The organism is Aeromonas sp. DNP9 (genome assembly GCF_001728955.1).
Classification (GTDB): domain Bacteria; phylum Pseudomonadota; class Gammaproteobacteria; order Enterobacterales; family Aeromonadaceae; genus Aeromonas; species Aeromonas veronii.
In genome coordinates this window covers 119,016-139,655 of the sequence record NZ_LYSQ01000009.1, presented here as the reverse complement: position 1 = coordinate 139,655, position 20,640 = coordinate 119,016, and the positions used below count along the sequence as shown (strand labels likewise).

The 20,640-nt window shown below is 56.4% G+C and carries 20 protein-coding genes; 17 read left to right on the top strand and 3 right to left on the bottom strand.

Annotation, left to right across the window (positions count from 1 at the left end; all coding sequences use genetic code 11):
* Positions 1-618 precede the first annotated feature (618 nt).
* Entirely contained in the window at positions 619-3,723 is a 3,105-nt protein-coding gene (rne, locus tag A9G06_RS08250) for a ribonuclease E (RefSeq protein WP_069554881.1), read from the bottom strand.
* A 413-nt stretch (positions 3,724-4,136) separates the two neighbouring features.
* Between rne and rluC the strand changes: the two genes are divergently transcribed.
* Together rluC and A9G06_RS08240 are read left to right on the top strand one after the other, a co-directional pair.
* Complete coding sequence (gene rluC, locus A9G06_RS08245) at positions 4,137-5,081, top strand: 23S rRNA pseudouridine(955/2504/2580) synthase RluC (RefSeq protein ID WP_216093215.1); 945 nt, start codon at positions 4,137-4,139, stop codon at positions 5,079-5,081.
* Positions 5,081-5,743, top strand: coding sequence for an HAD-IA family hydrolase (locus A9G06_RS08240; RefSeq protein WP_069554879.1), 663 nt, complete (start codon positions 5,081-5,083; stop codon positions 5,741-5,743). Before rluC ends, A9G06_RS08240 begins: the two co-directional genes overlap by 1 nt.
* 316 nt (positions 5,744-6,059) lie before the next feature.
* Here the strand turns inward: A9G06_RS08240 and A9G06_RS08235 are convergent, their stop codons facing one another.
* Positions 6,060-6,641, bottom strand: coding sequence for a nucleoside triphosphate pyrophosphatase (locus A9G06_RS08235; RefSeq protein WP_069554878.1), 582 nt, complete (start codon positions 6,639-6,641; stop codon positions 6,060-6,062).
* 118 nt (positions 6,642-6,759) lie between these two features.
* Between A9G06_RS08235 and yceD the strand changes: the two genes are divergently transcribed.
* The 15 genes from yceD to A9G06_RS08160 all read left to right on the top strand — a co-directional run bounded on the left by yceD (position 6,760) and on the right by A9G06_RS08160 (position 18,927).
* Positions 6,760-7,281 (top strand): 23S rRNA accumulation protein YceD, encoded by a 522-nt coding sequence (gene yceD, locus A9G06_RS08230; protein ID WP_013723766.1) that lies wholly within the window; start codon positions 6,760-6,762, stop codon positions 7,279-7,281.
* Between the two features lie 19 nt (positions 7,282-7,300).
* Positions 7,301-7,468, top strand: a complete 168-nt coding sequence (rpmF, locus tag A9G06_RS08225) for a 50S ribosomal protein L32 (RefSeq protein WP_005300935.1) — start codon at positions 7,301-7,303, stop codon at positions 7,466-7,468.
* 9 nt (positions 7,469-7,477) lie between these two features.
* A complete protein-coding gene (gene plsX, locus A9G06_RS08220; protein ID WP_069554877.1) occupies positions 7,478-8,497 on the top strand; it encodes a phosphate acyltransferase PlsX in 1,020 nt (339 codons plus the stop codon).
* Positions 8,498-8,504: 7 nt separating this feature from the next.
* The gene (locus tag A9G06_RS08215; protein WP_069554876.1) at positions 8,505-9,464 is read left to right on the top strand and encodes a beta-ketoacyl-ACP synthase III; all 960 of its coding nucleotides are present in this window, start codon (positions 8,505-8,507) and stop codon (positions 9,462-9,464) included.
* Positions 9,465-9,535: 71 nt separating this feature from the next.
* Positions 9,536-10,471 (top strand): ACP S-malonyltransferase, encoded by a 936-nt coding sequence (gene fabD, locus A9G06_RS08210; protein WP_069554875.1) that lies wholly within the window; start codon positions 9,536-9,538, stop codon positions 10,469-10,471.
* Between the two features lie 13 nt (positions 10,472-10,484).
* Positions 10,485-11,219 carry a 3-oxoacyl-ACP reductase FabG gene (fabG, locus tag A9G06_RS08205; protein WP_005351850.1) on the top strand — a complete coding sequence of 245 codons (735 nt, stop codon included), beginning with the start codon at positions 10,485-10,487 and terminating at the stop codon, positions 11,217-11,219.
* A gap of 158 nt (positions 11,220-11,377) precedes the next feature.
* Positions 11,378-11,614, top strand: a complete 237-nt coding sequence (gene acpP, locus A9G06_RS08200) for an acyl carrier protein (RefSeq protein WP_005300909.1) — start codon at positions 11,378-11,380, stop codon at positions 11,612-11,614.
* Between the two features lie 82 nt (positions 11,615-11,696).
* Positions 11,697-12,938, top strand: coding sequence for a beta-ketoacyl-ACP synthase II (fabF, locus tag A9G06_RS08195; protein ID WP_005360452.1), 1,242 nt, complete (start codon positions 11,697-11,699; stop codon positions 12,936-12,938).
* Between the two features lie 68 nt (positions 12,939-13,006).
* Entirely contained in the window at positions 13,007-13,813 is an 807-nt protein-coding gene (gene pabC / locus A9G06_RS08190; protein WP_069554874.1) for an aminodeoxychorismate lyase, read from the top strand.
* On the top strand, positions 13,803-14,804 hold the full coding sequence (mltG, locus tag A9G06_RS08185) for an endolytic transglycosylase MltG (protein ID WP_005333156.1): 1,002 nt from the start codon (positions 13,803-13,805) through the stop codon (positions 14,802-14,804). The genes pabC and mltG overlap by 11 nt, the downstream gene beginning before the upstream one ends.
* Entirely contained in the window at positions 14,804-15,430 is a 627-nt protein-coding gene (tmk, locus tag A9G06_RS08180) for a dTMP kinase (protein ID WP_069554873.1), read from the top strand. Before mltG ends, tmk begins: the two co-directional genes overlap by 1 nt.
* Complete coding sequence (gene holB, locus A9G06_RS08175; protein WP_069554872.1) at positions 15,415-16,362, top strand: DNA polymerase III subunit delta'; 948 nt, start codon at positions 15,415-15,417, stop codon at positions 16,360-16,362. The genes tmk and holB overlap by 16 nt, the downstream gene beginning before the upstream one ends.
* A 25-nt stretch (positions 16,363-16,387) precedes the next feature.
* Positions 16,388-17,167: a YchF/TatD family DNA exonuclease gene (locus A9G06_RS08170; RefSeq protein WP_069554871.1), complete on the top strand. Its 780-nt coding sequence runs from the start codon at positions 16,388-16,390 to the stop codon at positions 17,165-17,167.
* Between the two features lie 373 nt (positions 17,168-17,540).
* The gene (locus A9G06_RS08165; RefSeq protein ID WP_234922135.1) at positions 17,541-18,482 is read left to right on the top strand and encodes a site-specific integrase; all 942 of its coding nucleotides are present in this window, start codon (positions 17,541-17,543) and stop codon (positions 18,480-18,482) included.
* A gap of 160 nt (positions 18,483-18,642) precedes the next feature.
* Complete coding sequence (locus tag A9G06_RS08160; protein ID WP_069554869.1) at positions 18,643-18,927, top strand: RepB family protein; 285 nt, start codon at positions 18,643-18,645, stop codon at positions 18,925-18,927.
* Positions 18,928-19,155: 228 nt separating this feature from the next.
* Here the strand turns inward: A9G06_RS08160 and rsmF are convergent, their stop codons facing one another.
* Positions 19,156-20,586, bottom strand: coding sequence for a 16S rRNA (cytosine(1407)-C(5))-methyltransferase RsmF (gene rsmF, locus A9G06_RS08155; protein ID WP_069554868.1), 1,431 nt, complete (start codon positions 20,584-20,586; stop codon positions 19,156-19,158).
* Positions 20,587-20,640 lie beyond the last annotated feature (54 nt).

Sequence of the window (20,640 nt, the reverse complement as noted above, 5' to 3'; positions counted from 1 at the left end):
CTCGTGTATTAGGGCCAGCGAACACTTAACCTTATGGGGAAGGGCCGTAACCAATATCTCGTGCATTGATTGTGTTGCCGCTAGGATAAGGGGGGCTGGCTAGTTCCCGGAAAGCAAATCTATATCAACCGACTGTTACCTATATATGTATCTGTGTAGATGCACCCTGAGTTGATCATCAGTTAAACAAGACTTGAGGCAGGTTTGCTTTATGTCGAACCTCCTCATTTCTGCGAAAGGAGGATTCAGGTTTCGGTACAACCGAATGCCCTGGTTGGCAAGTATGCATTTAACCAGAGGGGTCCATATCAAATGAATCTTGAACCCCACACCAGCCCATTGTAGATCGTCATATATACAATTTTTGTATGCCAACAAACAAGGGTTTAAACAGCCAAAATTAATTGGCTTCATGCTGAACATATGAGCTTAAAGTTGGCTTTCTCTGTTAGGTTAAAAAGTAAACATAAGTTAACCCTGTGTTCGGTGATAGAGAGATAACAAAACGGTTTTGCCGAGCATAGGTATTAATGTGTATGTGAGTGCACAGGGGAAAAGAGAAATAAAAAAGCCACACCGGTTGGTGTGGCTTTTGTTTAGGGGGTCAACCCGGGTTGCTTAGGGGCGACCGGCCGGGCAGGTGGCCACGTTGACGGCGGCAGTGCTGCCACCATGACGACCTGATGTGCTCACTTCGTTGCGTACCAGCGGTGGGTAGTTAACCGGCTCACGGGCAGGCAGGGCAGGGGCTTCGGCAGGGGTTGCCATCGGCGCGGATGCTTTGCGGGCACGAGCCAGCAGGCCAGCACCGTGAGCTACCTGTTTGGTCACGACCGGAGTATCTTCCACTACAACCGCAGCTACGGCAGCCGGGGTTTCGATGACAGCAGCAGGAGTTTGTGTTTCAACAACAGCGGCGACAGGTGCGGCTTCCACAACAGGGGCTGTTGCGGCAGGTGTTTCTTCAACAACCGGAGCAGTTTCAACGGCTTCAGTGGCAGCCACGTCGACAGCCGGAGCGGCGACAACGGCAACTTCCGGCTCTGCTGGCACCACGACCTCAGCGACAGCTTCAACAACCGGGCTAGCGGTCACATCGGCTTGAGTTGCTTCAACCTGGGCAGCAGCCTGCTCGGCAGCTTCTTCAGCAACGGCTTCGACAACCACATGCTCGGTCAGTGCAGCAGAGGCTTGCAGGGCTGCAGCGACGGCTTCAGCGCTCGGGATGGTAACAACAGGCACTACCGGCTCTTCAACCTGCGCTTTGGCAATATCTGCCTGGGCTGCGGTGGTCAGAGTGGTGGTCTCTTGCTGTTCTTCGTCACGTTGGCTGCGGGCATCTTCGTTGATGCGCTTGCGGCGCTGACCTTCGATACGCTGGCTGCGCGGAGTGCGGCGTGAACGGCGCTGGCCTTCACTCTGCTCTTCCTGCTCGTTACCCATGGTGGCATCGATCACTTCAGCTTGCGCTGCTACTTCGTCAACCGGCAGGGCAGAGGTGTCAGCAGCGGCGACATCGACGCGGATCTGCTTGCGCAGTTGACGACGTTCGCGGCGCTCGGCCACTTTCTGCTCTTTCTCCTGACGTGGCTGGACGGCAGCTGCATCAACGGCGTCTACCGCGTCAACAACGACTTCGGCGCGCGGCTCACGGGGAGCACGAGGTTCACGGGCTGGACGTGGCGCACGTTCCTGGCGCGGCTCGCGAGGTTCGCGCTCCTGACGGGGTTCACGTTCCATGCGCTGTTCGCTACGCACCTCACCACGGGCTTCACGCTCTTGACGGGGCTCGCGCTCTTTACGAGGACGACGATTGCGGTTTTCACCACCTTCGCGGTTGCCATTTTCACGTTTCTCGCCAGCTTCCGCATTGTTGCGGTTGCCACGGTTGTCGTCACGACGAGGACGCTGACCACGGCCACGACCTTCTTCGCGCTGATGACGCTGACCTTCATCCTTGCGTGCTTCGCGAGCTGCTGGTTTCTCGGCGGGCGCTTTTACGTCGGCAGGTGCTGCATCGCTGCTGAACAGGCCGGTAATGCCTTTGATCAGCTTGCTGAAGAAGCCAGCTTCGGCAGGGACCGCAGCAACGGGAGCCGCCGGCTGTTGCGGTGCAACAGGGGCCGGTTGTGCCGGTTGGGCAAAGCCTTGCAGCAGCGGTTGCTCACGCTCGATCACCTGAGCTTGCTTCGGTTGGTAGACCGGCTTGGCAATCTCGGTTTTCAGCTCGTAGCTGGCCGCTTCCGGGATCTCGTTCTGACGAATGCGGGTCACTTCGTAGTGCGGAGTTTCCAGATGCTGGTTCGGAATGATGTAAACACGCACATCATTGCGCTGCTCCAGACTGGCGATAGCTGCGCGCTTCTCGTTAAGCAGATAGGCGGCAACATCCACCGGCACTTGGCCGTGAACCTGCTCGGTGTTGTCCTTCATGGCCTCTTCTTCGATGAGACGCAGGATGGACAGGGCGAGGGATTCGTTGTCACGGATCACGCCTTGACCCTGGCAACGGGGGCAGATGTGGCTGCTGGACTCGTTGAGGGAGGGGCGCAGACGCTGGCGAGACATCTCCAGCAGACCGAAACGGGAGATCCGGCCCAGCTGGATGCGGGCACGATCCTGATGAACCGCTTCACGCAGACGGTTTTCCACTTCGCGCTGATGGCGAACCGGCGTCATGTCGATGAAGTCGATAACGATCAGTCCCCCTAAGTCGCGCAGACGCAATTGACGGGCAATTTCGTCGGCCGCTTCCAGGTTGGTTTGCAGCGCAGTCTCTTCGATATCGCCGCCCTTGGTGGCGCGGGAGGAGTTGATATCGATGGAGGTCAAGGCTTCGGTCGGGTCGATAACGATGCTGCCGCCGGAGGGGAGGCGCACTTCACGCTGGAAGGCTGATTCGATCTGGCTCTCAATCTGGAAGTGGTTGAACAGGGCAACTTCACCCTTGTACAGCTTCACACGGTTGAGGAAATCGGGACGTACCAGCTCGATATGGGCCTTGGCACGTTCAAAAATCACCGGATTGTCGATCAGGATCTCGCCCACATCGCGACGCAGATAGTCACGGATGGCACGCACGATGACGTTGCTTTCCTGGTGGATCAGCACCGGTGCTGCGCGCTCCTGGGAGGCCTTGTGGATGGAGTCCCAGTGATTAAGCAGGACGTTCAGATCCCACTCCAGCTCTTCCGGAGACTTGCCCACACCGGCGGTGCGCACGATCAGACCCATGCCTTCCGGCACGGTCAATCCGCTCAGGGCTTCTTTCAGTTCGGTCCGCTCATCACCCTCGATGCGGCGGGAGATACCACCTGCACGGGGGTTGTTGGGCATCAGTACCAGGTAGCTACCTGCCAGGCTGATAAAGGTGGTGAGGGCTGCACCCTTGGTGCCACGCTCTTCCTTGTCGATCTGGACGATAACTTCCTGACCTTCGCGGACCACTTCTTTGATGTTGGGACGACCCTGATAGGAGTAACCGGAGGGGAAGTAATTGCGGGCGATCTCCTTCAACGGCAGGAAACCGTGGCGCTCGGCGCCGTAGTCGACAAAAGCAGCTTCAAGGCTGGGTTCTACGCGGGTGATCTTACCCTTGTAAATGTTCGCTTTCTTCTGCTCGTGTCCCGGACTTTCAATATCCAAATCGTAGAGCTGTTGTCCGTCAACCAGCGCTACGCGCAACTCCTCTTCTTGAGTTGCGTTGATAAGCATTCTTTTCATTGAGTTCTCATTATTGTGTCATTTTGATTTCCTCCATCTGGGTCCTGCCGGCGCCGGCCTCGGGTCTTCAGCATACTGGGGCAACCTCCCGGTTGGGGTATGCATGAGGCGCAAACTAAGGGCGTTCTGGTCATCACTTCTCGAGAAGGAATGAATAAGGATGCCGAAATGGAGACAAATAAACGGTGATGTTTGTGTTCTCCATGCGTTGTACCTCGCACCCGGGAACCGTCATGTTCTTGTATACACGGTGTTTCGGGATTGGGTGGCATACTTTTTGGCCACTTAGTACAAGGCTTGAACACAATGACAAAACCTTGTTTATTATCCCATTTAAACCTCTTTTATAGCAAGGCGCCATTTTTCAACAAACCATGCAGCCAAGGGGCGCTGGCAGTGTTAAAATCCGCGCCATGACACAGATACAACAACAAGTGCAGCTGCTCACCATCGAAGCTGAGCATGACGGGCAGCGCATCGACAATTTTCTCAAGACTCAGCTAAAGGGCGTCCCCAAGAGCCTGATCTATCGCATCCTTCGTAAAGGCGAAGTGCGGGTAAACAAAAAGCGCATCAAACCGGAGTACAAACTCTGCGCAGGTGACGAGGTGCGGGTTCCTCCCGTGCGCGTTGCCGAGAAGAATGAGCTGCCTTCAGCCAACCTCGGGGTTATCCAGCGTCTGGAGAGCCAGATCCTGTTCGAAGACGATGCCATGATCGTGCTGAACAAGCCCTCCGGCATGGCCGTACACGGTGGCAGTGGCCTGAGCTTTGGCGTGATTGAAGGACTGCGAGCCCTTCGGCCTGAAGCTCGTTTCCTCGAACTGGTTCATCGACTGGATCGCGACACCTCTGGTGCATTGCTGGTTGCCAAAAAACGCAGCGCCCTGCGCAGCCTGCATGAACAGTTGCGGGTCAAAACGATGCGCAAACAGTATCTGGCGCTGGTTCGCGGCAAATGGCAGGCTCACGTCAAGGTGGTCAATGCGCCGCTGCGCAAAAACGACCTGCAATCCGGTGAACGGGTGGTGCGGGTCAGTGCCGATGGCAAGCCTTCCGAAACTAGGTTCCGTATCGTGCGTCAATTTGCCGAAGCGACTCTGGTCGAGTGCAGCCCCATTACTGGCCGTACCCACCAGATCCGCGTGCACACCCTGCATGCCGGTCACCCGATCGCCTGTGACGATAAGTACGGTGAAGCGGCGTTTGACGAGAAAATGCGCAGCCAAGGGCTGAAACGGCTCTTTTTGCATGCCTGGAAGCTCAGTTTCACCCATCCGGCCGATGGTCGCGAGATGCAGGTAGAAGCGCCGCTGGCACCTGAGCTCGACAACTTCCTCAACGGCTTGCCACGCTGATGCAGGATATCCGGCTCGCCATTTTCGATTGGGACGGCACCCTGATGGATTCGGTGGGCCGGATTGTGGCCTGTGTGCAGGGGGCCGCCAGAGACTTTGAACTGGCGGTACCTGCACCAGCCCAGATCCGGCAGATCATCGGATTGAGCCTCGATGTTGCCATGTCCCGCCTGTTTCCTTTACGTAGCGACAGCGGTAGCGCCATTGATGAGCGCCAGATTACCGCACTCATCGATCGCTATCGTCATCACTATCTGCACGACGCGACCCCCAGCCCACTGTTTACCGGGGCAGGGGAGTTGCTACATGACTGGCGGTCAAGGGGACTGCAACTGGCTGTCGCTACCGGGAAATCGCGCCGTGGGCTGGATCGGGTATTGGATGAGACTGGGTTGCACCCGTTGTTTGTGACCAGTCGCGGGGCCGATGAGGCTCGCTCCAAGCCTGATCCGCTTATGCTTGAGCAGATCCTGGATGAGCTGGGGCTGTCACCCCGGCAGGCGGTGATGATTGGCGACTCTGTTCACGATATGGCGATGGCCGAGGTAATTGCCATGCCGCGCATTGGCGTTACCTGGGGTGTAGATAGCCGCGATGCCCTCAGTCGTCACGGGCCAGTGGCGGTGGTGGATTCTATGGCGGCTCTTCGCGGGCTGTTATAGACGCCTCTCTTTAAGAGACATCGATCTGATTGATAACAGAAGCCCGGTGTATTGATCGCAATGCTGTTCAGATAAGCACTTTATTGACTGATTATTCATAAATTAGATTTGAGTTGGGGGGGCAAGACTGTGTCCAGTCGATCTTCCTCCAGCCTTTATCCAGCGAGGCTTGCAATAGAAAGAGGGAGGCATCATGCCTCCCTCGCTTTTTTGTCCTGATACTACGTGGACTGGAACTCAAATTCTCTTAAGTGAACAGCATTGCGGTGTATTGATCGGGCTTTTTATATCTTTTATCTATTCGTCTCGTCCGCAATCAGGGCAGGGCAATACCGTGGCGCTCCAGCAGTTCGATCAGGCCGATCAGTGGCAGACCGATCAAGGCGTTAGGATCGCGCCCTTCCAGCCCCTTGAACAGCACGATCCCCATCCCTTCACACTTGAAGCTGCCCGCACAATCGAGGGGCAGTTCAGCCTCTACATAGCGGCGAATGGCGGATTCGTCGAGATCGCGAAAGTGGACTGTAAACGGTTCAATCAATTGATGAATCTCATTGGTTGCAGCGTTAAGTACGCACAGCCCGGTGTAAAAGGTGACACTGCGCCCCTGGGCCGCCATCAGCTGGGCGATGGCATTGTCGATGGTGCCCGGTTTGCCGAGGATGTGATTATCGCAGACACACACCTGATCAGATCCGATGATCAAGCCGTGATCACGTTGCCCGGCGATGGCATCAGCCTTGGCACGAGCCAGTCTGGCCACCAGTGCCTCGGCGGATTCGCCAGCCAGTGGTCGCTCATCCACATCGGGGGCGGCACATTCAAAGGGGAGACCGAGCTTCTCCAGCAGGGCTTTGCGATAGCGAGAAGTTGAGGCGAGGATCAGATTCTGTGGCATAATCAGGTACCGATGAAAGCGAGTACCGGCATTCTAGGGACTTGTGACGTTAAAATCATCGGCGGTAAGGACTTTTTCCTTTGACTATCAGTTGTTGGACCTATATTATTCGCGCCCTATGCAAAAGGTGAAGTTGCCCGTTAAGGTTGATCCAGTCCGTAGTGCCTTGAAGCTGCTCGATTACATCGGGATAGTGGAAAAGTCGCAGATGCCCAGGCTGGAGGAATCAACCGCTGGCTTGCAGAGTGATATCGATGTATCACTGCACTTTGGCAAAGATGTCCAGAAGTTGACCGTTATGAAAGGCACTGCCCATGCCAAGGTTGACCTGGTTTGCCAACGTTGCGGAGAGACATTCGAACACCTCTGTGAAGCTGAATTTATCTACACTCCGCTGTTCGAAAGAACAAACGAGGAAGAACTGCCGGAAGCTTATGAGCCCATTGAGTTGGACGAAAACGGCGAGATAGATCTTCATCAAATCCTGGAGGATGAACTCATCCTCTCGTTGCCTCAAGTCGCAATGCATTCTCTGGATGCATGCCCGAGAGGAAACATGGAGATGACCTGGGGTGAAATCGAACCTGCTGATGAGCGGCCGAATCCCTTTGCAGTTCTTGAAGAGCTTAAACGTAAGTGAATTTAGGAGTTAGCCTACAATGGCCGTACAACAGAACCGTAAAACCCGTGCCAAGCGTGGCATGCGTCGTTCCCACGATGCGCTGACCACCGCTGCCCTGACTGTTGATCAGACCAGTGGCGAAATTCATCGTCGTCACCACGTGACTGCCGATGGTTTCTACCGCGGTAAAAAGGTAATCGCTTAAGGATTGCCTTTGTCTACGCAAACTGTCGCGCTAGACATCATGGGGGGAGATATTGGCCCCTCGGAAACAGTGCCTGCCGCCGTGCAGGCACTGTCTCTTTTACCCCAGCTAAAACTGATCCTGGTCGGCGACCAGCACCAGACCTCCTCTCTGCTGCAGCAAGATGGTTTGCTGAATCATCCCCGAGTCCGTTTCGTACATGCATCCCAAGTGGTTGGCATGGGCGATAAACCGATCGTGGCGCTGCGTACTCTGAAAGACTCCTCCATGCGGGTGGTACTCAATCTGGTGAAAGCCGGTGAGGCCGATGCCTGCGTCAGTGCCGGCAATACCGGTGCGTTGATGGCGATGGCCAAGTGCGTGCTCAAATCCCTGCCCGGGGTCGATCGGCCGGCACTTATCAAGGCGCTGCCGACATTGAGCGGCAAACGCACCGTGATGCTGGATCTTGGCGCCAACGTCAGTTGCGATGCGGATACCCTGTTGCAGTTTGCGGTGATGGGCTCCGTCGTGGCCGAAAAGGTCGAAGGCATTGCATCACCCCGTGTTGCCTTGCTCAACATCGGCGAGGAGGAGATCAAGGGCAACGATCTGGTGCGCCACAGCGCCGAATTGTTGCGTCAGTGTCCCGCACTCAATTATGTCGGGTTCATCGAAGGGGATCGCATCTTCAGCGGCGACAGCGACGTGATCGTTTGCGACGGTTTTGTCGGCAATGTCGCCCTCAAGACGGCAGAAGGGGTGGTGCGGATGATGGCTCAGCTGGCCGGATATCCCCGCAAGAAACGCACTTTTCTTGGCCGGATCGCCGGATTTATGTTCAAACGGCGTTTTTCTTACCTGAACCCCGACCAGTATAACGGAGCAAGTCTGTTAGGATTGCGCGGCATTGTGGTAAAAAGTCATGGGCGGGCCGAACGGCGCGCTCTGTGTAATGCGATCCTGCTGGCCGCACAAGAGGCCAAACATCAACTTCCACTGCAAATAGCAGATCGCCTTGAAGCTGTCTTCTCTGACAGGGATCTATAAGAACTCTATGCATAGCAAAATTCTGGGTACTGGCAGCTACCTGCCGAGTTCAGTGCGGACTAACGCCGATCTCGAGCAGATGGTTGAGACCAGTGATGAGTGGATCGTGGAACGCACCGGTATCCGTGAGCGCCGTATTGCCGGGGCTGACGAAACCGTTGCCACCCTCTCTTACCAGGCCGCCCTGCGCGCCCTGGATGCAGCCGGCCTGACCGCTGCCGATCTCGATATGATAGTGCTGGCCACCACCAGTGCTGAAAATGCCTTCCCGGCTGCCGCCTGCGAGCTGCAGGGGCTGCTCGGCGTTCCGGGCATCCCTGCCTTTGACGTGGCAGCTGCTTGTGCCGGTTTCACCTACGCACTCTCCATTGCCGATCAGTTCGTCAAATCCGGCGCCGCCCGCCATGTGCTGGTCGTCGGGGCCGATGTACTCTCCCGCATGTGCGATCCGCAAGATCGCGGCACCATCATCCTGTTTGGTGATGGGGCAGGGGCTGTGATTGTCGGTGCCAGCGAGACCCCAGGCATCCTCTCTACCCATCTTCATGCCGATGGCCGTTATGGCGAACTGCTCAAGCTGCCTCATCCCCGTCGCGGCATGCCGGGTGCCGAGCTCGAAGCCTATATGTACATGAAGGGCAACGATGTCTTCAAGGTAGCTGTCACCCGTCTGAGCGAGATCGTAACCGAAACGTTGGCTGCGGCTGGCATCGAGCCGAGCGAGCTGGATTGGCTGGTGCCGCATCAGGCCAACTTTCGAATCATCAGCGCCACCGCCAAGAAGCTCGGTATGAGCCTCGATAAAGTGGTACTGACCCTCGACAAGCACGGCAACACCTCTGCTGCGTCCGTCCCTGTCGCCTTCGATGAAGGGGTGCGGGATGGCCGGATCAAACCGGGCCAGCTGGTACTGCTGGAAGCCTTTGGCGGCGGTTTTGCCTGGGGCTCGGTGCTGGTTCGCCTCTGATCTTCGGCGGGATGGTGTCTCCATCATCCCGTCACCGATTTCATTTTTGTCTTATCTAAAAGGAATCAATGATGACCCAATTTGCCATTGCCTTCCCGGGACAAGGTTCCCAGTCCGTTGGCATGCTGGCCGAGCTGGCCGAACAACATGCCGTGATCAAGGAGACCTTCGCCGAGGCGAGTCAGGTGCTGGGTTATGACCTGTTTGCCCTGGTGATGGATGGTCCGGTTGAAGATCTGAATAAAACCTGGCGCACCCAGCCTGCGCTGCTGACTGCCTCTGTCGCTCTGTGGCGCCTGTGGCAACAGCAGGGTGGGGCAACTCCTGCCATGATGGCGGGTCACAGCCTGGGTGAGTACTCCGCGCTGGTTTGCAGCGGCGCACTCGATTTTGCCGATGCGGTCAAACTGGTCGAGTTGCGTGGTCTGGCCATGCAGGAAGCGGTACCCGAAGGCACCGGGGCCATGGCGGCCATCATCGGTCTGGATAACGAATCCATCGCCGCCAACTGCGAAAAAGCGGCAGAAGGGCAGGTGGTCTCTCCGGTCAACTTCAACTCCCCGGGCCAGGTGGTTATCGCCGGTCACAAAGAGGCCGTTGAGCGCGCCAACGTGCTGATGAAAGAGTCGGGCGCCAAGCGTGCGCTGCCGCTGCCGGTCTCCGTGCCGTCTCACTGCGCGCTGATGAAACCTGCCGCAGAAAAACTGGCAGCTGCGCTGGACGGGATCGAGATCAAGGTTCCAACCATCGCTGTCATCAATAATGTCGACGTATCCTGTGAACAGGATCCGGCCGCCATCAAGCAAGCGCTGGTACGTCAGCTGTTCAGCCCGGTTCGTTGGACCGAGACTGTCGAGCGGATGGCCAATGAGGGGGTTACCCTCGAGATCGAGATGGGACCGGGCAAAGTGTTGACCGGGCTCGCCAAGCGCATCGACAAGCGGGTGGAAGGTATTCACGCCAACGATGCCGCCTCTTTCGAGCAGGCGCTAGCCCAGATCAAGTAAACAGGAGCAAGTGATGAGCTTTACCGATAAGGTTGTGTTGGTGACCGGTGCCAGTCGTGGCATCGGCCGTGCGATTGCCGAAACATTCGTGGCCCGTGGCGCGAAAGTTGTCGGTACGGCGACCAGCGAGAGTGGTGCCGAGGCGATCAGCGCCTATCTGGGCGACAATGGTTGCGGCATGGCACTGAACGTGACCAGCCAGGAATCCATCGAAGCCGTCTTCGCCGCTATCAAGGCGCGCTTTGGCGACATCGACATCCTGATCAACAACGCGGGTATCACCCGTGACAACCTGTTGATGCGGATGAAAGATGACGAGTGGAACGAGATCATCGATACCAATCTGACCTCTCTCTACCGTCTGAGCAAACCGGTGTTGCGTGCCATGATGAAGAAACGTCATGGTCGCATCATCAGCATTGGCTCCGTGGTGGGAACCATGGGCAATGCCGGTCAGGTCAACTATGCTGCCGCCAAGGCCGGTCTGGTTGGTTTTACCAAATCGTTGGCGCGGGAAGTGGCATCCCGTGGTATCACAGTGAACGCGGTTGCTCCCGGTTTCATCGAAACCGACATGACCCGTGCCCTGAATGACGATCAACGTGCCGGCATCATGAGTCAGGTGCCTGCCGCCCGTTTGGGTGATCCAAAAGAAATTGCCGCAGCTGTGGTATTCTTGGCTTCTGATGAAGCAGCCTATATCACCGGCGAAACCCTGCATGTTAATGGCGGGATGTACATGGTGTAATCAATTTGTCGTAAGATCTGTTCAAATTTGCGATAGTACGCCGAAGTTTGGCACATTTCGTGGTTTGACCAGCGGCAAGCTACTTGCAAACTCACGTCAATTGAATAAACTACCCCAACCAGACGCAAATAGCGTATTTTTAAAGGAAAATTCAGGTCATGAGCAACATCGAAGAACGCGTAAAGAAAATCATCATTGAACAACTGGGTGTTAAAGAGGAAGACGTTAAGAACGCTGCCTCCTTCGTCGACGACCTGGGCGCTGACTCTTTGGATACCGTTGAACTGGTAATGGCGCTGGAAGAAGAATTCGATACCGAAATTCCTGATGAAGAAGCCGAGAAGATCACCACTGTTCAAGCGGCTATCGACTACATCACCGCTAATCAGGAATAAGTTCCTGTTCTAAGAGAAGCGGCCCAAGGGCCGCTTCTTTTGTATTTGTTCCCTTTCAAAACACCTCTCGGAGACTACCTCAGTGTCAAAACGCAGAGTCGTGGTGACCGGCTTGGGGATGCTTTCCCCGGTGGGTAACACTGCCGAATCCAGCTGGCAAGCACTGCTCAACGGGCAGAGCGGCATTTCCCTTATCGAACATTTTGATGCCAGCGAGTTTGCAACCCGCTTCGCAGGTCTGGTCAAGGATTTCGATCCCGAGCAATACGGTATCAACCGTAAAGACGCTCGCAAGATGGATCTCTTCATTCAATACGGCATCGCGGCCGGTATGCAGGCGCTGGATGATTCCGGCCTGACCATCAATGAAGAGAATGCCGAACGTGTCGGCGTGGCGATTGGCTCCGGTATCGGCGGTCTGGGTCTGATTGAACAGAACCACGAAAGCTTGGTCAACGGCGGCCCGCGCAAGATCAGTCCCTTCTTCGTTCCGTCCACCATCATCAATATGGTGTCCGGTCATCTTTCCATCATGAAAGGTCTGCAAGGGCCGAACATCGCCGTGACCACCGCCTGTACCACTGGTACCCATGCCATCGGCATGGCTGGCCGGATGATCGCTTACGGTGATGCCGACGTGATGGTCGCCGGCGGTGCCGAGAAAGCCTCCACCGCGATGGGGATGGGTGGCTTCGCTGCCGCCAAGGCACTCTCCAACCGCAACGACGAGCCGCAAAAAGCGAGCCGTCCGTGGGATAAAGATCGCGACGGTTTTGTACTGGGTGACGGTGCCGGTGTACTGGTGCTGGAAGAGTACGAACACGCCAAGGCCCGTGGCGCCAAGATCTATGCCGAGCTGGTCGGTTTTGGCATGAGCGGTGACGCGTACCACATGACTGCGCCTCCTGCAGATGGCAATGGTGGTGCTCGCGCCATGAAAAATGCCATCAAGGATGCCGGCATTGCCCCCGAGCAGATTGGTTACATCAACGCGCACGGCACCTCCACCCCGCTGGGTGATGTGGCCGAGCTGCGTGGCATGAAGTCGGTGTTTGGTGAGCATGCCAAATCCCTGATGGTGAGCTCCACCAAGTCGATGACTGGTCACCTGCTGGGTGCAGCCGGCGCCATCGAGGCGATCATCACTGTGCTGGCCCTGCGTGATCAGGTGGCTCCGCCCACCATCAACCTGGACAACCCGGATGATGAGTGCGATCTGGATCTGGTACCCCATGTGGCCAAGCCAGGTAGCTTCGAGTACGCCCTTTCCAACTCATTTGGTTTTGGCGGCACCAATGGCTCACTGATCTTCAAACGCGTATAATTTGCCGCAGGGCAAAGACACAGGCCCGATACTGCCGGTATCGGGCCTTTTTTATCGGAGGGATCCCTTTGCTTATCAATGGCATGAAGCTTGATACCATCTCGGCCTATGATCGGGGGCTGGCTTATGGTGACGGTCATTTCACCACCATGGCGGTCAGGGAGGGTCGCGTGTTGCAGTGGCCTGCCCATCTGGCACGGTTGCAGCAGGCGAACAACCGGTTGGGATTGGTTGAACCGGACTGGGATCTCTTGACCCGGGAGGTTGAAGAGATGGTGGCCGACCAGCCACAATGCGTGGCCAAGGTGATCCTGACCCGTGGCGAAGGGGGGCGGGGCTATGATGGCAGCGGATGTCAGCACACAACCCGGATTGTCACTCTGGCGCCATTTCCGACTCACTATGGCCAGTGGCAACAGGAGGGGATCGAGATGGTGGTGTGCCGCCAGCGGATCGGTGATGCCCCCATGCTGGCCGGGCTTAAAACCTTGAATCGTCTGGAGCAGGTATTGCTGAAAAGCGAACTTGTCAGCCGGAATGCAGTCGAAGGGATAGTGCTTAACAGTCGCGGTTTTCTCATTGAAGGGGTCAGTGCCAATCTGTTTTGGCGTCGGGGCAAGACGGTGTTTACGCCCGATCTCGCCCGCGGTGGTGTCGATGGCATCATGCGCCGCCAGGTGATGGCGATGTTGAAACAGATGAGTATTGAGTTGCGTGTGGTAGAGGCTCCGCTGGAGTCACTATGGCAGGCTGAAGAGGTGTGGCTCACCAATACCCTGATGGGGGTCGTGCCGGTCAATGGCATCGAGGATATTCACTATCCCCCAGCGGTATTGAGTCGCCGTTTACAGGAGCGTTTGGTCATTGAAGTTTAATCGGCTTTACACCCTGCTCGCGGGGGCGGCACTGACGGTAGCCGCTGCCGGGGGCTATGTACATTACAAATGGCAACAGGTAGAGACGCTCACCAACAAGGGGCCGACCCGGCTCTTTACGGTGGAGAAGGGCGCCCATGCGGCGCGTCTCATCGCCGAACTGGGGGAGGGTGAAACCAGCCCCTGGGCGGTGCGGCTCTGGCTGCGCAGCCATCCCGAACTGGTGGCCATCAAATCGGGTACCTACGAAATCAAGGAAGGGGCCCCTCTCAAGGAGACCCTCTCTCTGTTCGCATCGGGCAAGGAGTTTCACTTCAGCCTCACCTTCGTCGAAGGTTCCCGTTTCGAGGATTGGCAGAAGCAGCTCTCCAGTGCCCCATACCTTGAGCGATTGACCGTCGAGCAATCCGAAGCCGACCTGGCGCAGGAGCTCGGCATCGAGAATGGCAAGCTGGAGGGGTGGTTCCTGCCGGAAACCTATGCCTATACCACCCATGCCAGCGATCTCTCGATCCTGCGTCGCGCCCATCAGGATATGGAGACTTTCCTGCAGCAGAGCTGGGAGAAACGTCAGGCCAACCTGCCTTACAAAACGCCCTATGAGGCGTTGATCATGGCCTCCATCATCGAGAAGGAGACCGGCCAGCCGGACGAGCGGGCACAGATCGCCTCGGTGTTTGTCAATCGTCTGCGTCTGGGCATGAAGTTGCAAACCGATCCCACCGTCATTTACGGGGTGAAAGATCGCTATGATGGCAACATTCGCCGCAGCGATCTGACCGACAAGAATCCCTACAACACTTATGTGATCGACGGTCTGCCGCCCACGCCCATCGCCATGCCGGGCAAGGCCTCCATCGAAGCAGCGCTCAACCCCAAATCGACCGATTATCTCTACTTTGTCGCCAAGGGGGGCGGTGCCCACTATTTCTCCAAGACCCTCGATGAACATAATCGGGCGGTTCGCGAATACATATTGAAGAAACCCTAATGTCTAAATTTATTGTGATCGAAGGATTGGAAGGGGCAGGGAAGAGCTCGGCCGTTCGTTATGTGACCGACTATCTGCAGCGTCACGGCATCAACCGGATCGAGTGCACCCGCGAGCCAGGTGGTACGCCACTGGCCGAGCGGATGCGGGCCATCGTCAAAGAGGTGCACGACGAACGCCTCACCATCGAGGCGGAATTGCTGCTGATGTATGCCTCCAGGGTACAACTGGTGGAGACCCGCATAAAACCCGCACTGGCCGACGGTGTTTGGGTGGTGGGGGATCGCCACGATCTCTCCTCCCAAGCCTATCAGGGTGGCGGCCGTGGCATCGATGCCCAGCTTATCGGAGCCATCAAGCAGGCGGTGCTCGGCAACTTCAAGCCGGATCTCACCCTCTATCTCGATATCGATCCTGCCCTTGGCTTGCAGCGCGCCCGCCATCGCGGCGAGCTGGATCGCATCGAGCTGGAGCAACTGAGCTTCTTCGAGCGTACCCGAACTCGTTATCTCGAACTGGCCGCCAAGGATGATTCCATTGTGGTGATCGATGCGGCGCAAACCCCGGATCAGGTAAAAGTGGCGATTGAAGCTGCGCTGGATGCACACCCATGTATCCTTGGTTGATCCCCGACTGGCATGCCCTGAGCCAGACGGCCCAGTCCGGTCGTCTCGGCCACGCCTGGTTGTTGCTGGGAGATCCCGGTCTTGGCAAGGAGCAACTGGCCGAGCGGCTGGCGCGTTTACACCTTTGCCAGCAACCGGATCGCGGAGAGCCGTGCGGTCAGTGCCACTCCTGCCAGTTGTTTGACAAGGGCAACCACCCGGATCTCGGCACCATAACTCGCGACAGCAAGACCATCGGGGTCGAGGCCATTCGCGAGATCTGCACCCGGCTGCAGGGCTCTGCCCAGCTCGGCCGTGGCAAGGTGGTGATCATTCCAGATGCGGAGCGGATGACCGAATCGGCGGCAAATGCCCTGCTGAAAACCCTGGAAGAGCCGGCCGGCGACAGCTTGCTGTTGCTGATTGCCTCCCAGGTTTCCCGGTTGCTTCCCACCATTCTCAGTCGCTGTCACAAACATGTCTGTCAATTGCCTGCGGAAGGGGAAACAGTACGCTGGTTGGCCGAGCAGGGTCATCAGGCCACTCTGGCTCAGGTGCGGATCTGTCAGGGGGCCCCGCTGCGGGTACTCGACTATATCGAGCAGCAACAGGACGGGACTCGCCGCGAACTGCTGGAACAGTTTGTCGCCCTGAGTCAAAGTCCAGTCAAGGCGACGGCACTGTGCAGCCAGCTTGGTCAGGAGACGCAGGTCAGGTTGCACTGGTTGCAGCTCTTCTTGTGCGATGCCCTGAAAACCCAGGCCGGATGTGGTCACCATCAGCTGGCCATGCCGGACTTGGCAATCTTGAGCCAGCGGTTGGCGGAGCAGCACTCCAGCGAAAAACTGCTGGAGGCAGAACAAGATCTGGTTGCCCTGAAAGTGGCATGTCAGCCGGGCCAGCTCTCCAATCCCACCATCCATCTGATGAACTGGCTCAGTCGCTGGTTATAAGTACCGACAAGCAGAAAGGTTTTATATGTTACTCGTTGATTCCCACTGTCATCTCGATCGCCTCAGCTATGGCAGCAAGCAGACCAGCTTGGCTGATGTATTGGCAAAGGCCGCGAAACTGGACGTGGGATATTTTCTCTGTGTCAGTGTGACTCAGGCACAGTTCCCGACCATGCTCGAGGCGATCGGTCCCTATCCCCAGGTATTTGCCTCTTGCGGGGTACACCCGCTCAATCAGGAACCCGGGGTGGATGCAGCCTTGTTGTTGACACAGGCTGCTGACGAAAGAGTGATCGCCATCGGTGAGACCGGTCTCGATTACTTTTACTCCCCCGAGAACAAAGAGTTGCAGCAAGCTTCTTTCCGCGAGCATATCCGGGTTGCTCGCGCGCTGAACAAGCCGCTGATCATCCATACCCGCGATGCCCAGCAAGATACCTTGCAGATCATGCGTGAAGAGGGAGCGGATCAGGTTGGCGGTGTGCTGCACTGTTTCACCGAGTCTCTCGAGATGGCGCAAGCCGCGATGGCGATGGGGTTCTATATCTCAATCTCCGGGATCGCCACCTTCAAAAATGCGTCTGCATTGCAAGAGGTGGTCAAGGCACTTCCCCTCGACAGATTGCTGGTCGAAACCGACTCGCCCTATCTTGCCCCCGTGCCGCATCGGGGGAGGGAGAACGAACCCGCCTTTGTGCGAGACGTTGCGCAGTTTATTGCTGACCTGCGTCATATTCCGCTCAATGAATTGGCAGAAGCCACCAGCCGGAATTTCTTTGAACTGTTCAAGCTGGCGAAAAAATAATCCCTAAGCCCCGTTATTCGGGGCTTTTTAATTTTCAAATACCAAGCTGATTACCCACCTGAATATCAACACCGAGCCGCGTTATCTCTCACGCTTGCCCAGTCTATGTAACCTGTTCATCCATACAAATCGAGTCGAATCATATTCCGATGTTTCGTTTATCTAATGTGGCCAAAGGGTATAAAAACATCAGGTTATAAGTATCGATAATATTCATTATCGATACTTGATGTATGAAAAGGATCCTGTAAGATCCTATCAAACTTCATATGAATCATAGTGTTCCGTGGCATATCCATCCTTATCCAATCCGGCTCATCAGTCACTACAGACTGTTTTCGATGCACAGCTTAATAGTCGGGCACGCCGCTTTTTGCGCAGTGCAAAAGCGGATTCCACCCTCAATGCCTATCAGGCGGATACCCGTATTTTTGTCTTCTGGTGCCAATTACACGGGCTGGATCCACTGCAAACTACCCATCACGACATCATGAATTTTCTCGCAGATCAGGCTGACGGCGTATTGGCCGACTGGGTATGGCTGGATAAAGAGGAGGGGAAGGGGGAGCTGCGTAACGGTGAACCTCGAAAACCGGCAACTCTGGTAAGACGGCTTGCCGGGATCCGTTATGCCTTCAAGCAGAAAGGCATTCATCCCATGCCCACCGAACACCCCGAAATCAAGGAGATGATGCGCGGTATTGTCAGGTTGGGGGATAACCGCAAGCGCAAAACCGGTGCCCTGACGCTGCAGCCTTTGACCCAGGTGCTGGATGGCATAGACACTAGGGACCTCGCGGGTTTGCGTGATCACACCCTGCTGCTCTTGATGTTCAGTGGCGCCTTGCGCCGCTCGGAAGCAGCCCGGATTGAGGTGAGCGATCTCGATTTTGTGGGGCAGGGGATCCGCCTTCGCCTCAAACCGAGCAAGCATCAGCTGCACGAAACCGAGATAGCCTTGATTCCGGGCAAACACTATTGCCCCGTGTCGGCACTGCAAAAGTGGCTACACAAAAGCCGGATCAGCGAGGGGCCGCTATTTCGGCGCATGAACCGCTGGGGCCAACTGATGGCCGAACCGCTCGGTCCCCAGGGCATCAATTTGATGATCAAGCGCCGAACCGGTCAAACCATTGACGATCTCTACGTCAGTGGACATAGCCTGCGTCGCGGGTTCATCACCTCGGCGGTGACTGCCGGCAAGCCGATGAACAAGATCATAGAAGTGACGCGCCACAAGGATATGCGGACCCTGCAGGAGTACTTCGATGACGCCCACAAATTCTCCGATCATGCCCTTGATGGCTTGCTCTGACACAACTGCGCTACTGAATTATTTATGTTAAATGATATCCTGTTGATCTAATGATATATTTGTCGCGCAGCCAGCAGCCCAAAGGGGAAGGGCATCTTCCAATGGATAATGGCATGTGATGAGAGATAACAAATCCGGAAATGGAACATCGCAAGGACATATGAGCCAAGAAATGACAGTGCGTGAAATGCAAGAGGCGGGGCCCCAAAACAATGCCGAGCGGCAGCGCCAACATGTAAAACGCAAGCAAGAGACCCATACCCGGCTGCAATGCTGGATCAGCAATCGCCACGCCGAACGACTGGCCGCTCTGGGTCTTCATCTCGAAGATAGTCAGGCATCACTCATCGAGCAGGCGATCGATCTGCTCTACCAACATGAGTTGGGTAGAGAAACTCCGTTTGAAAACAGAGTCGCCACACAGATCGAAGAGACTATTGAATAGAGCCAAGAGTGAAGTAACAGCGCGATACGTGAAGAGATAAAAAAAGCCAGGTACGAATTCCTTGTACCTGGCATAGGGGAATTGGCTCCTTGCAGAGCCGTGCGCTAACTGGTGTTCGGATTGCCTTAAGCTTAGACAAGGCTCAAGGCTTTTCAAGATCCGAAGAAAAGTTCAACCAGAGTGTGGGTATTTCAGACTCGTTCAAGTGCTTATGCACCGAGCGGCCCACTACGCATTGAACAGATTGTTGTCACGCACCAGCTCGCGGGGGAGGGCATTCTTGACCCGACTCCCCACCCATTTCCCCATGCCCAGGGTATGCCCCTGATAGCGGACGATCACCTCGCCAGCGCCCGCATCCTGTTCTGGCCAGACGTCCCGTCCCATCATGAATTCCCGCGCATTGGCGCTATCAAGCTCGACCACGCCCTTGCTCGCTTTATCGCCATAGGCCAGTGCCCACTCATGAGTGAGGCGATAACCTTTCTTGAAGGTCTCGGCCAACTTGATGCCGATGCGATCGAAGCGCAACTTGCCCTGCACCTGATCAAACCGCTGGGGGAAGAGCCAGATCTCGTCATTGCGGCCAAACAGCAGACCCTGTGGTGCCACTCCGAAGTTGGCTTCAATCTCGCGCAACATGGGTTCCGCCTCTTTGGCAGGAAGCGGCGCAAAGGGGAATTTACCCAACTTGCCCGGCTTAAACATGGTGTTGGGAACCGAGTGATGCTTGCGCAATCTGGCGACGAAAAAGCCTTCACTGTCGAAGATCTGGGGCCAAACGTGCAGGTATCCCTCGGATGTGCAGGCCTGCTCTGCATGAGGGAACAGGTCTGCCAGCGAGTCAAAACTCAAGGCATCGCCAAACTTGTCCAGCAGGGATTGGCAGACCGCCTGATTCTCCTGCTCACTCAAGGTACAGGTGGAGTAGACCAGCACACCACCCGGTTTCAGGGCATGGAAGGCGCTCTCCAGCAACCCTTGTTGCACCGTCGCAATCTCGTCGATGCTCTCGATGCTCCAGTTGCGCAATGCATCTTCATCCTTACGCACCGTACCTTCACCGGAGCAGGGGGCATCGAGCAGGATGGCATCGAAGGTCTCCGGCAACCACTGGCCAAATACCTTGGCATCAAAATGGGTCATGCCCACATTGGTCACACCGCAGCGCTGGATATTGGCGCTGAGCACTTTCAACCGGCTGCTGGAAAACTCGTTGGCAACCAGCATCCCCTGATTGTTCATCAAGGCGGCTATCTGGGTGGTCTTGGAGCCGGGGGCCGCCGCCGCATCCAGCAACATGCCATCCGCTTTGATCTTGTCGCTGGCAAAGAGTGCCGTCACCGGCAGCATGGAGCTCGCTTCCTGAATGTAGAAGAGCCCGCTCAAGTGCTCGGCGGTGTTGCCAAGTGGGACGGTTTCATCGCTGCGGGTCAGCCAGAAGCCGGTATCACACCAGGGGACAGGGTCAAGCTGCCAACCCAGTGGCTCCATCAGGGCGACGAAATCCGAGACGGCGATCTTCAAGGTATTGACCCGAATGCTGCGGCGCAGCGGACGTCGACAACTGGCCACAAACTCATCCATCGAGAGATGGGCCGGCATGATGGCCGCAATGTGGCGTAAAAAGTAATCGGGAAGGAAGGTGTTGTCGTGCACTGTGCCGTCTCGTTGACCGAAAAAGAGGGGCGATATCCTACCACAAGGCTAAGA

Bases quoted from the DNA above. Each gene is read 5' to 3' on its own strand.
- rne (WP_069554881.1), bottom strand. From the start codon at position 3,723: ATGAAAAGAATGCTTATCAACGCAACTCAAGAAGAGGAGTTGCGCGTA.
- rluC (WP_216093215.1), top strand. From the start codon at position 4,137: ATGACACAGATACAACAACAAGTGCAGCTGCTCACCATCGAAGCTGAG.
- A9G06_RS08240 (WP_069554879.1), top strand. From the start codon at position 5,081: ATGCAGGATATCCGGCTCGCCATTTTCGATTGGGACGGCACCCTGATG.
- A9G06_RS08235 (WP_069554878.1), bottom strand. From the start codon at position 6,641: ATGCCACAGAATCTGATCCTCGCCTCAACTTCTCGCTATCGCAAAGCC.
- yceD (WP_013723766.1), top strand. From the start codon at position 6,760: ATGCAAAAGGTGAAGTTGCCCGTTAAGGTTGATCCAGTCCGTAGTGCC.
- rpmF (WP_005300935.1), top strand. From the start codon at position 7,301: ATGGCCGTACAACAGAACCGTAAAACCCGTGCCAAGCGTGGCATGCGT.
- A9G06_RS08215 (WP_069554876.1), top strand. From the start codon at position 8,505: ATGCATAGCAAAATTCTGGGTACTGGCAGCTACCTGCCGAGTTCAGTG.
- fabD (WP_069554875.1), top strand. From the start codon at position 9,536: ATGACCCAATTTGCCATTGCCTTCCCGGGACAAGGTTCCCAGTCCGTT.
- fabG (WP_005351850.1), top strand. From the start codon at position 10,485: ATGAGCTTTACCGATAAGGTTGTGTTGGTGACCGGTGCCAGTCGTGGC.
- acpP (WP_005300909.1), top strand. From the start codon at position 11,378: ATGAGCAACATCGAAGAACGCGTAAAGAAAATCATCATTGAACAACTG.
- tmk (WP_069554873.1), top strand. From the start codon at position 14,804: ATGTCTAAATTTATTGTGATCGAAGGATTGGAAGGGGCAGGGAAGAGC.
- holB (WP_069554872.1), top strand. From the start codon at position 15,415: ATGTATCCTTGGTTGATCCCCGACTGGCATGCCCTGAGCCAGACGGCC.
- A9G06_RS08170 (WP_069554871.1), top strand. From the start codon at position 16,388: ATGTTACTCGTTGATTCCCACTGTCATCTCGATCGCCTCAGCTATGGC.
- A9G06_RS08160 (WP_069554869.1), top strand. From the start codon at position 18,643: ATGAGCCAAGAAATGACAGTGCGTGAAATGCAAGAGGCGGGGCCCCAA.